The organism is Enterobacter sp. H2G27, from assembly GCF_054403075.1.
On record NZ_JBSVSI010000002.1, the window covers coordinates 1 to 17,186 of the forward strand.

General features: G+C 55.2%; 12 protein-coding genes. All 12 read left to right on the plus strand.

Annotated elements, in window-relative coordinates; all coding sequences use genetic code 11:
- A partial coding sequence (traF, locus tag ACW9E7_RS21665; protein WP_458728414.1) for a type-F conjugative transfer system pilin assembly protein TraF occupies window positions 1–633 on the plus strand: 633 nt, incomplete at its 5' end.
- A gap of 119 nt (window positions 634–752) precedes the next feature.
- Window positions 753–971 (plus strand): hypothetical protein, encoded by a 219-nt coding sequence (locus ACW9E7_RS21670; protein ID WP_110915516.1) that lies wholly within the window; start codon window positions 753–755, stop codon window positions 969–971.
- Window positions 961–1,572 carry an F-type conjugal transfer protein TrbB gene (trbB, locus tag ACW9E7_RS21675; protein WP_208557644.1) on the plus strand — a complete coding sequence of 204 codons (612 nt, stop codon included), beginning with the start codon at window positions 961–963 and terminating at the stop codon, window positions 1,570–1,572. The genes ACW9E7_RS21670 and trbB overlap by 11 nt, the downstream gene beginning before the upstream one ends.
- 17 nt (window positions 1,573–1,589) lie before the next feature.
- A complete protein-coding gene (locus ACW9E7_RS21680; protein ID WP_032641305.1) occupies window positions 1,590–1,853 on the plus strand; it encodes a hypothetical protein in 264 nt (87 codons plus the stop codon).
- Between the two features lie 89 nt (window positions 1,854–1,942).
- Complete coding sequence (locus ACW9E7_RS21685; RefSeq protein ID WP_458728415.1) at window positions 1,943–2,251, plus strand: hypothetical protein; 309 nt, start codon at window positions 1,943–1,945, stop codon at window positions 2,249–2,251.
- Window positions 2,244–3,608 carry a conjugal transfer pilus assembly protein TraH gene (traH, locus tag ACW9E7_RS21690; protein ID WP_458728416.1) on the plus strand — a complete coding sequence of 455 codons (1,365 nt, stop codon included), beginning with the start codon at window positions 2,244–2,246 and terminating at the stop codon, window positions 3,606–3,608. The genes ACW9E7_RS21685 and traH overlap by 8 nt, the downstream gene beginning before the upstream one ends.
- The gene (gene traG, locus ACW9E7_RS21695) at window positions 3,608–6,889 is read left to right on the plus strand and encodes a conjugal transfer mating-pair stabilization protein TraG (protein ID WP_458728417.1); all 3,282 of its coding nucleotides are present in this window, start codon (window positions 3,608–3,610) and stop codon (window positions 6,887–6,889) included. The genes traH and traG overlap by 1 nt, the downstream gene beginning before the upstream one ends.
- A gap of 8 nt (window positions 6,890–6,897) precedes the next feature.
- Window positions 6,898–7,611, plus strand: coding sequence for a hypothetical protein (locus ACW9E7_RS21700; RefSeq protein ID WP_458728418.1), 714 nt, complete (start codon window positions 6,898–6,900; stop codon window positions 7,609–7,611).
- A gap of 147 nt (window positions 7,612–7,758) precedes the next feature.
- A complete protein-coding gene (gene traT / locus ACW9E7_RS21705) occupies window positions 7,759–8,490 on the plus strand; it encodes a conjugal transfer complement resistance protein TraT (RefSeq protein ID WP_032641144.1) in 732 nt (243 codons plus the stop codon).
- Window positions 8,491–8,680: 190 nt separating this feature from the next.
- Window positions 8,681–8,992 carry a hypothetical protein gene (locus ACW9E7_RS21710; RefSeq protein ID WP_029403823.1) on the plus strand — a complete coding sequence of 104 codons (312 nt, stop codon included), beginning with the start codon at window positions 8,681–8,683 and terminating at the stop codon, window positions 8,990–8,992.
- A 115-nt stretch (window positions 8,993–9,107) separates the two neighbouring features.
- On the plus strand, window positions 9,108–11,675 hold the full coding sequence (gene traD / locus ACW9E7_RS21715; protein ID WP_458728419.1) for a type IV conjugative transfer system coupling protein TraD: 2,568 nt from the start codon (window positions 9,108–9,110) through the stop codon (window positions 11,673–11,675).
- On the plus strand, window positions 11,672–17,095 hold the full coding sequence (gene traI / locus ACW9E7_RS21720; protein WP_458728420.1) for a conjugative transfer relaxase/helicase TraI: 5,424 nt from the start codon (window positions 11,672–11,674) through the stop codon (window positions 17,093–17,095). Before traD ends, traI begins: the two co-directional genes overlap by 4 nt.
- Window positions 17,096–17,186 lie beyond the last annotated feature (91 nt).

Here is a 17,186-nt window from a genome sequence, read left to right on the forward strand (position 1 = left end):
CCTGCGCCGCAGGCCATTCCGGATCTCAGCAAAATGTCCCCGATGGAGCAGGCCCGGGTACTGAAAGGATACACCCAGGAGGCGCTTAATCGCGCCATCCTGTTCCCCTCTCGGGAAAACACGGCGACGTTCCTGCGCTGGCAAAAGTTCTGGACCGATCGGGCATCGATGTTCAGCCAGTCCTTTGCGGCGGCGCAGCTGAGCCATCCGGACCTCGACTACAACCTGGAGTATCCGCACTACAACAGCATGGCGCCGTTTATGCAGACCCGCGACCAGCAGACGCGGCAGAGCGCCGTGGAGCAGCTGGCGCAGCAGTACGGTCTGTTCTACTTCTACCGGGGCAGTGACCCGATTGACGTGCAGATGGCGGGCGTAGTGGCGGACTTTGCGAAAACCAACGGTATTTCGCTTATCCCGGTATCGGTTGATGGACAGGTGGCAGCTTCCCTGCCGCAGAGCCGTCCGGACACCGGACAGTCCCGGTCGATGAATATCACGCACTTCCCGGCGCTCTACCTTGTTGACCCCCGGAGCAAGAATTACCGCGCGCTGTCATACGGCTTCATGACTCAGGATGACCTGTCTAAGCGATTTCTGAACGTGGCCACCGGCTTTAAACCCAATTCCTGAGAAATTCCTATGCAATACAGACTTTTTACCCTCATCGGTGAAGCCGTGCGTACCGCCCGGAAACGCATTTCACCAGATACGCATTCGCTTTTGGTACGGCAGAGCAAGGAGACACACGAATGAAACCCGCTATTCTCGCAGGACTGATTTTCTGGGGCACGATGGCACGCGTACTGAGCGAGCTGATGACCTGGTCCGTGGAACATACACAGCAGGGGCTCTTATGGCTTTGCAATGGTATGTGGGCCGGTGCGGCAGGGATGGTGGTGTATGCCGTGTATCGCTGGTTCCGTTACGAAAGAGGTCAGGCGCATAAGGAAGCCGATCATGAACGTTAAAACCGGACTCACTGCGCTCCTGTTATCCCTGCCCCTGCTGGCTAATGCCGGTGCACGTGAGGAATTAATGGCGCTTGAAGCAACAAAAACGGCGCCATCTGCAGACGCTGCAGCCATAATCGCTTCCACCGTTCCCGTACCCGCGCCAGCCAGCCTGATGGCGCTGCCGGACGGACGTCGGGCTAACATGAAAGATTATGCCGTGGTGCTCTTTATGCAGGCGCACTGCCAGTACAGCGCTAAGTTTGACCCGCTGCTGAAGGGCTGGGCCGATGAGCATGCCATCAGGGTGTACCCGTACACCCTTGACGGGGGCGGAGACGTATCTTATCCGACCCCGATGGTCCCGCGTAAGACTGACCCTAACTCTCCCATCGCAGACGAGATTGTCACCTTCTTCGGAAACGGTTTGCCGATTGCGACACCGACGGCCTTTATGGTCAACGTCAACACCCTGAAAGCCTATCCACTCACCCAGGGCGTGATGGACATCCCCGCACTTGAGAGCCGAATGGCCAGCCTGATTCAGGCAGACATGGATAACGTCGATCCGAAGATGCTGCCGCCAATGCCGGCAAGCGCGCAGGTCACCCCTCAGTAATACAAACGGACTACAAAATGACGACAAATACGTATGCGTTATCGCGTACCGAGCGCGTGTGGCTGTTATTCAGCGTAACGCTGCTTGTGTCCGCAGCGTTCTATGGGGTGCTGGCCCACCGGGTGGTCAGCGTCATGGATCGCCCTGAACTGACAACCTGTCTGCAGGACTTCCCTGTGCTTCTGCTCATCTCGTTGAGCATCGGATTCTTTTTCACAGTTACCGGGTTGTACGTCTGCCGGCAGACCCTGGCCAGGAAACCCCGGGAGGAGATTGCATGAGGCTTATCAGACTGAAGACGCTTATCCGGAACCAGGCTTTCGCGATAGTGAAAGACTGTAGTGCGACTGAAACCCGAAAATGGACGGATTTGTTAACCCTGAAACTGTTTTATGCCTTAATTTTTACCGCCGTAGTCGAAAGGGTATACGTGAAATGCGCCATCACAACGCTCAGTGCGATGTCCGTTGAACGCTCCGAACAGTTTACGCTCTCACTTCTCATCCACTATCCGCAGTACCTGTTGTGGGGCGTTTTGGCCGCGATTATCGCGCTCATTGCGTTGAATTTACTCGTCTGCAGTTGGCTCTGTCTGGCCAGATATCTTTGCCGCAAAATTAACCGTGCTGACAGCCCGGCAGGCAAGAATATGCAAGCTGTGGAGGTGCCAAATGATTAAGGCGCTTATTACGGCAGGAGTCGTGTTCTTCTCAGGCCTGGCTGCTCTGCCTGCTCAGGCGGACGTCAACGGCGATCTGAACGGTTTCTTCAATAATCTGGGCTACAGCGGCAACGTGACTCAGGCGCAGGCCTGGCAGGGGCAGGCTGCAGGGTATTTCTCCGGCGGCTCGGTATACCTCCGGAACCCTGCAAAAAACGTCCAGCTGATCTCGATGCAGCTGCCTTCCCTTAACGCCGGCTGCGGCGGTATCGATGCCTATCTCGGGTCGTTCAGTATGATCAGCGGCGAGGAAATCCAGCGATTCGTGAAGCAAATCATGAGCAACGCCGCAGGCTATGCTTTCGACCTGGCCCTGCAGACGATGGTACCGGAGCTGAAGCAGGCTAAAGACTTCCTGCAGAAACTGGCCAGTGATGTTAACTCCATGAACATGAGTTCATGCCAGGCTGCTCAGGGCATCATCGGCGGGTTGTGGCCAGTGACGCAGGTCTCCCAGCAGAAAATCTGTCAGGACATTGCCGGCGAAACCAACATGTTCTCAGACTGGGCGGCTTCCCGTCAGGGCTGTACCGTCGGAGGACAGGGCGACAAAGTCACGGCTAAAGCCGGTGATGCTGAGAAGGATCAGGTGCTGAAGAACAAAAACCTTATCTGGGACACCCTCAGTAAGAATGGACTTCTCGGCAATGACCGCGCGCTGAAGGAGCTGGTCATGAGTACCGTCGGCTCCATCATTTTCAACAAGAATGGCGATGTGACAATTCTGACGCCACTGGTTGATAACCGCGACCTGATTAAAGTCCTGATGCGCGGGGGAACGGCGAAGGTCTACGGATGTGACGAATCCGACCTCTGCCTGGGACCTGTTGTCACCAATCTGACGATTTCTGAGTCCAACGCTCTGGTCACTCTGGTTAAAAACCTGATGCTCTCAATGCAGAACAAGCTGGTCGACGATACTGCGCTGACCGATCAGGAAAAAGGCTTTGTGAACACCACCTCTGTACCGGTGCTGAAGTATCTGACTAACGCCCAGAGTATGGGGATGAGCGCCACGTACCTTCTGCAGGTTTCCGACTTCATTGCCCAGGACCTGATGATTCAGTACCTCCAGGAGCTGGTGAAACAGGCAAGCCTGTCTCTGGCTGGCAAGAACTTCCCTGAAGAAGCTGCCGCAAAACTACGCGACAACATTATTCATGCGCAGGGACTTCTCGCCGACATGAAGCTGCAGTCCGCAGCTGATCAGAACGCGCTGGACGGTATCGACCGCAACATGCAGTACCTGCAGCAGCAGGTATCCACCATTGTTTCAGGCTCCTATCAAAGCAACTATCACTGGGGTGATCGCTGATGCTTGAGATATACACCATTTATGGCGGGGGAATGTGGAAAACGGCGCTGGACGCCGTAGTCACCCTTGTCGGTCAGAATACTTTCCACACGTTAATGCGTATTGCCGGCACCTTCGGGGTGCTGGCCGTACTGCTCACTTTCATCAAACAACGTAACCCGATGGTTTTCGTCCAGTGGCTGGCGGTCTTCATGATCCTGACATCCATCCTGCTGGTACCGAAACGCTCAGTGCAGGTCATTGACCTGTCCGATCCAGGTGCAGTCTGGGTTACTGATAACGTACCGGTTGGCCTGGCAGCCATCGCGTCGCTGACGACCAGTATCGGGTATAAGATGGCGTCTGTTTACGACATGCTGATGGCCAGACCCGACTCGGTGACCTACAGCAAAACCGGGATGCTGTTTGGCTCGCAGATTGTGGCGGAAACAAGCGATTTCGCTACGCAAAATCCGGAGCTGGCTCAGATGCTGCCGGATTATGTGGAAAACTGTGTGATCGGCGACATTCTTCTGAATGGTAAATACACCATCAATCAGCTGCTCAATTCCACTGACCCGCTGACGCTGATAACCAGTAACCCAAGCCCGCTGCGGGGCATCTTTAAGATGACCTCCACTTTACGCCAGTTCCTGACCTGTCAGCAGGCCGCAACGGAGATACAGAAGCTGGCCAATACCGACGTCAACCCGGGCAGTGCGACGTTTACCTGGCTGACGAGAAAGGTCTTCGGCAACAAGCTGAATGGCGCGACGCTTCTGGCCAACGCTATGGGGGAAAGCTACGGATATTTTTATTCCGGTGGTATGACTGCTGCGCAGATCATGAAGAACAACATCACGAACAGTGCAGTACGGCAGGGGATCAGGGGTTTTGCCGCTCGCTCATCAGACACGGCTAACCTGCTTAATCTGGCCACCGAGAACGCGGCTACCAAACAGCGTCTTGCCTGGGCTGCTGGCAATGAGCTGGCGACCCGCACGCTGCCGTTTGCACAGTCGCTGCTGATGCTTATCCTGGTTTGCCTGTTCCCGCTGATGATTGCGCTGGCCGCGTCAAACCACACGCTTTTTGGCCTGAACACCCTGAAAATATACGTTTCCGGGTTTATCTATTTCCAGATGTGGCCGGTGATGTTCGCCATTCTTAACTATGCCGCCAACTACTGGCTGCAGAGCCAGTCCGGGGGCACGCCCCTGGTGCTTGCCAACAAGGATGTGGTTGCGCTGCAGCATTCGGACGTGGCGAATCTGGCAGGGTATCTGTCTCTTTCCATTCCCGTACTGTCGTTCTATCTGACCAAAGGTGCAGCGGCGATGGGCTCTCAGGTGGCAGGAAGTGTACTCAGCTCGGGCGCCTTCACGTCAGCAGGTGTGGCAGCGACCACAGCGGACGGAAACTGGTCGTTTAACAACATGTCGATGGACAATGTCAGCCAGAACAAGATGGATACCAACCTGATGCAGCGTCAGGGTCAGCAAACCTGGCAGGCGGATAACGGCTCCACGCAGACTCAGACGGCCGGTGGCCATACGGTTATCGACGGCTCGGGTGCAATGTCGAATCTGCCGGTGAACATGAAGCTCAGCCAGCTGGCCAGCAGTGGTTTCCAGGAATCAGCCCGCCAGTCGCAGGTTCAGGCGCAAACTGCACTCGATGGTTACAACCACAGCGTTACCAGTGGCTGGTCGCAGCTCTCTCAGTTGTCTCACCAGACAGGTACCAGCGACAGCCTGATCCAAGGCAGTGAAAACAGTCAGGCCACTAATGCGACACGCGGAGCTGGCATGATGTTGTCTGCCGCAGAAAGCTATGCGAAAGCGAACAACATCTCGACTCAGGAAGCCTATAACAAGCTGATGGATATCAGTAATCAGGGATCTGTATCTGCAGGTATTAAAGGGACCGCCGGAGCAGGCGTCAATTTAGGTGTTGTTAAATTTGGCGCAGAAGGAAGTGTTTCTGGAGATTTGCGGCATTCGACAGGCAGCTCAAGAGGTGTTCAGGATTCGGGCTCCCAAACACAAGATTCGCGACATGATCAGAATAGCCAGGCAGTTAATGACTTCCGCCAGGGTATGGATATGGTCAAAAGTAGCCGTATCAGCGATGGCGCGAATCATTCTGAGAATGCTGCAAGCAGCAATGTTCAGCAGCTGGCCGCAACGCTCAATGATGCTGAAAGCCAGTACCATCAGTACACCACCAGTTCGACGCAGAGTAACGAGTTCAGCCGTATGGCCACCGTTGCGCAGAACCAGAGCGCAAGCCTCGATACCAACTATACGCAGGAGTTTGTGGACTGGGCGGCTAATAAATACGGTGATAAGGCACAGTCCATGCTGACAAGTGCGCCGTCGGCGCGAGAAGCAGCGATGGAATTCGTAAATGAACGTCTCAAACCTGAAATCATGGGGGATTATCAGCAGGGCCGTTCAGATCTTACCAGCGGCCAGGAGCATGCAGCATTCAGTGGGGAGCATATCGTACAACCAGCGCGAGGCAGTCAACAGGTATCAGGTTCATCTGGCCATGATGCTGGAGTCAGTTACAGCTCTCAGGATGGCGGTGCTCATAGCTCGGGAGGTATTGCCAATGCCCAGACTAACGGAACGACTCAGGGCGCTGAATATGGAGGCCAGCAGGGTGGAAATTATTCTGCCAGAATAGATGATTCTGTTTCTCCGGGTATTGGTCAGTCAACTGTTCATCAAGGACAAGCAGCCGGACAGAGAAGCAGCTCGGGTAATATCACCTCGTCGGCAGGGATCGTTGATGCCGGTGGACGCACGACTGCAGATGAAAGGACCGGCCACACTGAAGAATCGCATCCTGAGTTCCAACATTCAGGTACCGTCAGGGAGCAAGGAACCACGCATGGCCAGGGGAGTGAAGTTGCTCATAGTCGTTCAGGCATTAATGTTGGCGGCGAAAAAGTACGTGGCGATGCTATGCAGGAGTCATATAGAGAAAATCAGGCTAAGTTGCATGAACACTCCACGCAGGGGTTTGGTCCCCAGAATGAGTTACAGCGTCGAGTGGCGGAACAAAGATCTGAAAATGAGCATAAAATCAACGAATCTGCTGGTGAAATTGATAAAAAACAATCCACTGTTCAGACATCCAGTGATATCCTGAAAGGAGAGAATTTAAACGCAACCGGTAATTTCAAAATTCAACGAAAAGAAGCCGAGATTGACCAGCAAACGCCAGTTATAGACAGTGGTGAAAAAAGGAAGTTAGAAGAGCAATTGCTGGAATTGAGGAAAAGGGCCGGCTAGGAGGATAAATGCTAAAGTCTAATCTATGCAGAATTTCGTACATTCCTGTATTTAGTATATATGCTGCTATTCCACTCATTCATGATGTGATGCCTAACCATAACGGGTATTACAGTGAAGATTGGATCGCATTGGCAGGGATGTATGCGTTAGGTACATTGATATCTTTACCATTGTTCTATCTTCTTAAAAAAGCGGATAAGAGTGGCAGTGTCGTTTCAATCGCCTCGCTCTTTCCACGCTTACTTACTTCAATGATAGCGCAAGTAATATGCCTCTTTTTCCTCTGGGAAAATTCAATATATCTATATCTGTCGATGTCCGCAGTTATGGTTCTTTCCGCCGTGTTATTTGGGGCTGGAAGGAAGGGGTTAAACCTCCTGAAGGATAAAGATACAGGCAATATCTATGAAATACGCGGGAGTAAAGCGTATAAACTCTCAGATGAAGAGGCCGCAAGGTATCAATCAAGTATGTCTGGCAAGGGAACAGCATTGGCTGAGTTTTCATCGAGCCAATATTCAGGGCTAGATACAAATTCATCTGTACTACCAATCAATTTCGGTGCGAGTCATACGGATATTAATCAAGGGATTGCTATAAATCCTTCGTCAGGAATGCCAATGGTTGGTGGCATCTCTGGCCTGGATATTCACGGAAACAGTTGGGGAACAAACTTCAACGAACCTTCAAATACGTATGACCCTAACCGGGGATACTGAGAGTAAGGGGGCAATGGCCCCCTTAATTTTTGTAGTAATCTAAGCCAATCATCTATTTAACCTAAATTCCCTTTCAAATCAGCCGATAACGTCTCTGTTAGCTATATCTCGCTAACGGGGACGTTTTTCTATGCTCAGGATGAATTCATGAAATTAAAACAATTAGCCGTTGTAGGTCTGATCGCTTCTACTCTCGCTCTGTCAGGTTGTGGCGCCATGTCCACTGCGGTGAAGAAACGTAATCTTGATGTCAAAACCCAGATGAGTGAAACCATCTGGCTGGAACCATCATCAGAGAAGACTGTTTATTTGCAGATCCGTAATACCTCTGACAAGGACATGTCTGGTCTGCAGGCACAAATTACAAATGAACTGGCCGCGAAAGGCTACCGCGTCTCCAGCTCTCCGGACACGGCCTACTACTGGATTCAGGCAAACGTGCTGAAAGCTGAAAAAATGGATCTGCGCGATGCACAGGGGTTCCTTAAGACCGGGTATGAAGGTGCGGCAATGGGTGCGGCACTGGGCGCGGGTATTACGGCGTATAACTCGTCGTCAGCTGGCGCAACGCTGGGTGTAGGGCTGGCCACCGGGCTGATTGGTATGGCTGCAGATGCAATGGTTGAAGACGTGAACTATACGATGGTGACCGATCTGCAAATCTCCGAGCGCAGCAAAGCGGCCGTCACTACCGACAATATTGCCGCCCTGAAACAGGGCACGTCAGGTATTAAGCTGCAGACCAGCACGGAGCAGGGCAACCGTGCTAAATACCAGACTCGCGTGGTATCCAACGCCAACAAGGTGAACCTCAAGTTTGAAGAGGCAAAACCTGTCCTGGAAGCGCAGCTGGCCAAGTCCATCGCCGGCATCATGTAATACCCGCGGCTGCGGCGATCGCCGCAGCCGTTCTCCCTCACAGCTGATTTTTAACCGTGCTCATTCCGGGCAGGGTGCGTCGGTGCTTTCTGTCAGTTACCAGTAATTACGCTTCCTCGCATGACTGCGCCTGACGCAGCCCTGTCTGCGGCGAGCGTTGCGTCCTTAATTTCAAAGGAGTTTGTCCATCATGATGCATCAGATAAATGAACGTGCAGATTACTCAGCTGAATTCTGGTCGCTTATCCATCTGGAAAGTGAGCTGATGGTAGCGAGGGCTTATATGAATGTATTTGGTTCACTTCCGGAGGGGCAGGGAATGACCATCATTGCTGGCTGGGCTGGCTATGAATTCACTCTATATGGTCTGGAGCCCCAGGAGTGGCATTCACCGGTTTATAAGGATGTGGCCTCCTCAGTCCGCTCTATGGCTGCATACATTAATGCACAGGACTGGGAGGACGGATGTCAGCAGGCCAGATATGAACTGAGTCTGATGTAATAACCCGACGTTTTCCCACTCGCGCTATCACGTAATTAATCACCCTTTTCAACGTTTCTCCCCTGATAACACACATCACCGAACAGGTGATGCGATAACGGCCGGACAACACTCTATGAGCTTCGCAGGAAAAAACCTCACCCAGGGCGGGCAGATGACCGCCTACCGCTGGCGCATGTTCATTCAGGTGAACAACTGGATAGGATTCTGGATCTTCATCCTGTTCGCCGTGCTGACTACCGCCATTTTTCTCTGGCGAATTCCACAGGAAGCCCTTGATAACGGCTCCCTGTGGTGGTTCGCCAGCATCAACAGCAGTTTTATCGATCTGATGCCGGCAACGGGGACGCCAAAAATTTACGACGTCCACTACTGGTATGCGCCCACGGCGACGATGATGGTGCTCAAAATGACCCTGCCGCAGATCTATGCCGACCCGTACATGCAGGCTATGGGTGACCAGTGTCTGACTGAGCTGCAGTGGGCGGCTGGCGCCAGCGGGTTGTTCAGTATGGTTGTGTTTCTCGCTGTGACCTGGTTTATCGCCAATATCGGTCGTAAGGAAAGTGAAGACGAATACATTTCCGGTATGCAGCTGACCGACAAACCTGTTGAAGTGAATAAGCTGCTGCGTAAAAACGGTGAATTGTCCGATCTGCGGGTGGCTGATTTACACATGGTTAAACGGGCTGAGGTAATGAACTTCCTCATGCATGGCACTATTAACGTGGGTAAATCAACCATCATCCGCTGGCTCTTGGACTACATACGCAAACGTGGTGACCGGGCCATCATCTACGACTCAGGCTGTACCTTTACCGAAACACATTACAACCCGTCCACCGATTTCATCCTGAATGCCCACGACGAACGCTGTGCTAACTGGCAGATGTGGGGTGAGTGTATTGATGCGGTCGATTATGACAACCTGGCTGCCAGCCTCATTCCGGTGGAAGGGGAGTCCGATCCATTCTGGGTTTCAAGTTCACGGACCATCTGCGCTGACCTCGCTATACGTATGTCGGTTGACCCGGACAGGAGTATAGAAAAGTTTCTCAAAACCCTGCTGTCACTCAGCATGAAAAGTTTGCGTGAATATCTGGTCAATACGCCTTCAGCCAACCTGGTTGAGGAGAAGATCGAGAAAACAGCAATCTCCATTCGCTCGGTGGTGACCAACTACGCCAAAGCGCTGCGGTTTCTTCAGGGGCTTGATGACGGCACTAAACCACCTTTCACCATTCGGGAGTGGATGACGCAGGAGCGTTATGACAATAGCTGGCTGTTTATTTCCACTCAGGCCCGACACCGCAAGAGTGTGCGACCACTGATTTCACTCTGGGTGTCACTGGCCACATTGTTACTGCAGAGCATGGGTGAAAACAGCGAGCGCCGCGTGTGGTTCATTCTTGATGAAGCCCCGAGCCTTCAGCGCATCCCGGAACTGGCTGAAACGCTTGCCGAGGCGCGTAAGTTTGGCGGCTGTTTCGTGCTGGGGATGCAGAACATGGCGCAACTGGTTCACGTCTACGGCCGCGAGCTGGCTAAAAGCATTTTCGACCTGATGAATACCCGTATGTACGGTCGTTCGCCGAGTGCGGAGATGGCCAAAGTGGTCGAAGAAGAACTCGGTAAGCAGCGTACTCGCAAAATCCGTGAATCAAACAGCTACGGTATGGATCAGGTGCGTGACGGTGTGTCCCTCGGCAAGGACGAGGTCAATAACCCGATTGTCGACTACGAGCAGATCATGCGTCTGCCAAACCTCAACTTTTATGTGCGTCTTCCGGGTGAGTATCCGGTCGTTCGCCTGAAGCTGAAATACCGTCCATTCAAAAAACGTCACGCTGGCCTTCTCGAGCGCAATATCCGCGATGCACTGAGTCCGGAGCTGGAGAACGTTATTAAGGAGAATGAGCGCGCAGCGACAGCGGCAGGTCTGACGTTCCCGACCGGTGACGAAGTGCTGGAGAAGGGTAGCGATACATCATCTGTAGCTGGCGCTCCTGCTCCGGTTTCGTCTGCAGGCGCATCCGGCTCTCCGGCGACATCGCCCGTCGAAAAAGTGGCTCATGCCCGAATGGAGGAGCCGAAACCATCACGCAGCGCTGTACCTGAACAGAAGTCGGTATCTGCCAGGGAGCCCGTCACATCGCGAGCAGCGCCAGTGGTCCCGGAAGTCGTAACTGAAAATCACAGCACGGTGACAGACCCTGTCACCGAAGACAAAAAAGACAACGTCGTTTCACTTCGGTCTTCTCCTCCTTCAGTAACTCGTCAAAAAGAGACTGCGCCCCTCAAACCGGAAATACCTGCAGCACTGCAAAAAATCCGCAGCAGAACCCAACTGGATGCTCCCTCCGAGCCAGCTGCAGTCGGCGCGCTGGGGATGCTGAAACGGCGGCTCAATACCGGAGCCACCTCAGGCGGAGAAGAAGATCAGGCCAGCGAGAATGCGGGCGAATCAATGAACCTGGATATGAAGGTGACAGCACTGCCAGACGGCGGCCTGAGTCTGACGACGGCTGGGAAGTCAGTGACACCGCAGACCCCGGATGAAGCACACCGGACGAGCCGACAGCTGGCGAAGGAAGAAGAGAACATTTTAATTCACCGTCACGCGGACGATCCGGGTTACGACGAAAACGACCATCACTATTACGACAGAGAGCATGACCTATGATGTCAGTCGCCCCAGTAGCGTCAGCCGGCGAGGCTGCAGGCTACTACAGCAATTCCGATAACTACTATTTTCTGGGCAGCCTGCAGAGCCTCTGGATGGGGGAAGGTGCAAAAGAGCTGGGCCTTGAGGGCAACGTCCGTGGCGATGACCTGACGGCCGTGCTCGAGGGCCGTCTGCCGGACGGCTCAAGGCTGGGCAAGGAGGTTAACGGACAGCACGTCCACCGCCCGGGCCATGACCTGACCTTTTCCGCTCCCAAGAGCGTGTCCATTCTGGCGCTCATTGGGAATGATAAAGAAATGGTGGAAGCACATAACCATGCCGTCCGCGTGGCGGCTGGCTATGTGGAGAAGCTCATCTCGGCCCGCGACACGAAAGACGGCGTTACGTCCATTGTACACACCGGCAAGATGGTGGCGGCCGCCTATACGCATGATACCTCGCGCAATCTTGATCCTCAGCTGCACACCCATCTCCTGATTGCCAACATGACGGAGTATGCGGGCAAATGGAAAGCCCTGGCCACGGACTATATCCATAACGCCGGCTTTATCGAAACCGTCATGAAGCACCAGGTCACGCTCGGCAAAATCTATCGCAGCGCGCTGCGCGAGCGGGTTGAAGCGCTCGGTCATGAAGTGGAAGAAGTAGGCAAACATGGCATGTGGGAAATCAAGGGCGTGCCGGAAGAAGTCAGGGACGAGTATTCCTCACGGGGCCGGGAAATTCAGGGGGCCGTGGGGGCTGAAGCCACGCTGCGCAGCCGGGATGTGGCCGCCAAAGACACCCGCAGGGCGAAAGTCGACCCTTCGAGGATGCGCCTGATGGAACGCTGGCTGGGCCAGATGAAGGAGAAAGGATTTGACCTGAAGGCGTATCAGGAAAGCGTGGTGCCGCGTGATGCAGGTCTTCGTGAGGCCGCGCCTCAGCCGGAGCGAGATCACCAGGCTAAAGCGGTTCCCGCCGTGCCTGAACAGGCTTCTTTGCAGACGTCGTCCAAAGCAGAAAAGAGCGTCGATACACCTGCTCAACCCGCAGAACGGGAGAGCCTCTCCCGTCAGCCAGTACCACAACAGACTGACACGCTGAGTCAGCCGGCACAGACCGGTCCCGAAAAGACGCCGGCGACCAGGAGCGTTCCTGCAGCGCAGCTGGACACTGAAATACCCCGCCCGGAACTGACTGAGGCTGTCCGGCTGGCCATCTCGCAGCTCAGCGACAGTAAAACGCGCTTCACCTTTGGCGAGCTGATGATGACCACCGCTGAGCTGAGTGAACGGCTGCCGGAGATTAAGGATATTCGTGTAGCCATCGATGCAGCGCTGAAGGACGGCATGATTGTGCCGCTGGACAGTGAGAAAGGGGTTTTCACTTCCCGTATTCACCTGCTGGATGAACTCTCGATCCAGGCGCTGAGTCAGGAGCATCTCAAATCCACAAAAGTCGTCAGTTTCACCCGCCCGGCGCAGTACGCGCCGGCGGCTCTTGAAGTTGTGGAGAAGGACGCCCTGGTACTGATGAATGCCCCGTCAGGCGTGACGGGCATCCGTGACCTGACCGCGCAGCTGGCCGGTATTGCCGGCGCGAATGGTCGTGACGTGCAGGTGCTGGCCAGCTCTGCCGAGCGCGCCATTTCGCTGGCGAAATCCGACGATTTGCGTGAACGGATTATCAGCCGGCAGCATGTTCTGAGCGGTGATTTCCATCTTAAACCCCAGAGCACGCTAATTATCGAAGGGGCAGAGCGTCTGGGGCTAAAGGAGACGCTGGTACTGCTGGGCGAAGCGCGCGCGCAGGACGCACAGCTGGTCTTTCTCGACAGTGCCGGCCGTCAGGCGAACGGTAATGCCATGTCCGTACTGGAGTCCGCGGGGGTTGCCCGCTCCCGCCGCACTGAGCCGGCACCCGGGCTGGAAGCTGAAGTGGTCAGTATTCCGAACAAACGCGACCGTTACGAGGCGCTGGCCAACCGGTTTGCAGAGCTGAGCGGAGGAACTGATAACGTCACCGCCGTCGTGGTCGGCAAACGTGAACAGGCACAGCTGACGGGCCTGGTACGTGAGGCGCTGCAGAACGCAGGGCAGCTGGGCCGCGATGGCGTGGAGATAGAGGCCCGGCAGCCTGTGTGGCTCGACAGCAAAACCCGTCGCATGTCAGGTTCGTACCGTCCCGGCATGGTGCTTGAAGATCGCACGGACGCGAAAGAACGTAAGTCCTATGTAATTGATCGGGTGCATGAGGACACGCGAGTCCTCTCGCTCATCGACGGGGATGGCGTGCTGACCCGGATGAAAATCGGTGATATCAGCGCTGACTGGCGTCTCTTCAGCCGTGAAACCCTCAGCGTGGCCACCGGCGAAAAACTGCTTTCCGTGGCGGGCGACCGCGAGCACAGCCTGAAGGCCAAAGATCGTCTTGAGGTGACCGGGATAAGTGAAAAGGGGATTGAGGTTAAACGGGGGGAAGACACTCTGACGCTGCCAAAAGACCAGCCGCTCTATCTGTCACATGCTTACGTGACCGCGCCGGGCGGACGGGATAATGACACCGGCGTGGTACTGGCCGCGCTCAACAGCCGCGACATATCGACCCAGACCATGAACTCGCTGGCACAGAGTGGCCACCGGGCGGAAGTGTTCACCGCCGAAGTGCAGGGCCGGGCTGAAGCCCGGCTGCAGCGCATGAAGACCAATGCCTCTCCTGTGCAGCTGGTCAGAAACCTGAGCGGTCACCAGGACGTCAGTCAGGCGGTTGATTCACTGCATGACCGCGTCCGGACGGACGCGGGCCTGGCCGTGTGGCGTGCCATTAACGACCAGCGCACCGTGGTGATCAACGAGCTTAAGCTGGCGGCGGAAGCGCAGAAATATCATCCCGACCTCGAGGCCATCGGGAATGAAATTGGCGCGATGATTAAAAATGGCGAGCTGTTGTCCGTATCCGCAGTGGGAGAGCCGGTACTGGTGTCCCGGTCCACCTGGGAGATGGAGAAAGCCATTCTGCGCGTGGTGGAGGAAGGAAAAGGTACGCAGCAGCCGTTGCTGGAACAGGTACCGGAGGCAGTGCTGAACGGACTCACCGATGGCCAGAAAAAGGCGACCACCCTGGTGCTGGGTACCACAGATCAGTTTATCGGGATTCAGGGCTATGCCGGCGTGGGGAAAACCACGCAGCTGAAGGCGGTGATATCTGCACTGGAGACCCTGCCGGCGGATGTTCGTCCGGTGATGACGGGGCTTGCTCCTACGCACCAGGCGGTGAAAGAAATGAGCGACGTCGGTGTCCGGGCGCAGACCATCAAATCTTTTGTCGTTGAACATGACCAGGTGACGGCCGCAGGCGGGAAACCTGACTATAAAGGACAGGTGTTTCTTATCGATGAGTCCTCAATGGCAGGCAACCAGGATACGGCGGCACTGTTCCAGGCCATTGCCAGCGGCGGCGGTCGCGCGGTCTCGATGGGGGATATCGACCAGTTTGAAGCGGTCGACGTGGGCGCGCCGTTTAAGCTGATGCAGGAGCGAAGCCCGATGGATGTGGCCATCATGAAGGAAATCGTCCGTCAGAAAGACCTGCTGTTGCGCGGCACCGTTCACGACATCATCGATAACCGGATCGATGCGGCCCTGCAGCGCATTGAAACCCAGCCGGCTGACCGTGTGGCGCGTAGCGCTTCAGCCGCGCTCCCGGAAAGTGCGATTCAGGAAACGGAGACGCCTGTTAACGACATCGTGGCGGACTGGAAGGACCGGACGCCGGAGGCGCGGTCCCGTACGCTCATCATTGCGCAACTGAACGCCGACCGTAAAGCGATAAATGCCGGCATTCATGCCGCGCTTGCAGCGCGGGGAGAACTGGGGGAGAAGGCCATTAAGGTGCCTGTGCTCGATAAAATCACCCATACGCGCCATGAGTTCAACAAAACAGAGGCCTGGGAAGCAGGGATGGTGGTTAAACGCGGTGACCGCTACCAGGATGTGGTGGCTGTTGACCGTAACGGCAGAACGGTGACGGTACGTGATGAGGAAGGGAAGATTGCTCTGATTTCACCGAAGGAGCTGATCACCGGTGACGTGCAGCTGTTTCGCCGCAGCGAGATGGAAGTCCGTTCCGGCGATCTGCTTAAGTTCACGGCGACCGATCGCGAACAGGGGCAGATGGCCAACCAGCGCTATACGGTGGAGTCGGTCAGCGAGGAGGGAAATATCCGTCTGAAAGGGGAGAACGGTCGCGTCACCATCAATCCGGAGAAGGTCCGGGCGCAGCAGCATATCGACTACGGCTGGGCCGTCACCGGCTACGGCGCACAGGGGGCCAGCAGTGATTATGTCATTGCGCTTGAGGGCACGAAAGACGGACGTAAGGCACTGGCTTCCCGTCGTGCCTTCTACATTTCAGCCTCACGCGTGAAAGAGCACGTCCAGATATACACCGACGGGAAAGCGGACTGGGTTAAGGCGGTAAAAACACCGGAGCGTGATATCAAAACTGCGCACGATGCGCTGGCACCGGAAACGCAGCGCAAACAGGCGAAAGCCATCTGGGCAATGGGGCAGCCGGTGAATAAAACGGCCATCGGTCGCGCCTGGGTGCGCCATCAGGGCATGCAGGATGCGTCACTGACGGCAAAAATCATCCCGGCCACCCGGCGCTTTCCTGAACCGGCGCTGGCGCTGCCGGTTTATGACAACATTGGCAGGAGTGCGGGCCTGGCCCTGGTTTCCCTGGTTTCCAGCCCGGAAGGACGGATGACTCAGGGGGCGACCCGAATGGTCATGACAGAGCGTGCCCGTGGCGCCGTGCTGCAGCGGAGTCAGTCCGGAAACACGATTGTGGCCAGCGACCTAACGGCTGCACTCGATGCAGTACGAAATCATCCAAAGGACGGCGTGGTCTGGCAGACCGGTGATGAACCGCCTTCAGCATGGCTGCTTAAGGTAAGCGGTGGGACAAAACAGGATGTGTCGCCGGGTATTGTCTCCACGCTGACGGACGAACAGAACGTACAGCAGCTGCGCGAGCAAATGCTGGCAGACCAGGTTCGCAATGAAGAAGCCGGACGGAGCAGGCAGCCGGAGTCGTTGCTGGCGGAAGTTCCACAGGAAGAGGTAATCAGACTGAAACCGGAAGACATTAACCCGCGTAAACCGGAACCATTCAACCCGGATGTGGATGTGATCGGCAGGGTCAGAGGTGAGGAAAACACCGATGGACGGGATATAAAGGCCGCTGCAGGCGTCAGAAGCGAGCTGGAAGGTGCTGACAAGACCGCCGGTGAACAGTTGCGGGCATCGCGTGTGATTGCAGATCTGGCAAACGCTGAACGCGACATGCTCAGGGCGGCAGAAAATACTGAACGCGGCCGCATGCCGGAGCGTGAAGAACAGACCCTCACCCGAACCATTCAGAAAGAACGTTAATCTCCCTTTTAACCATGAGAATCAGACAATGAAAGCAAAAAAATTAGCCGCATTAATAGTTACAACATACATTGGCTTTATTTCAACGGCA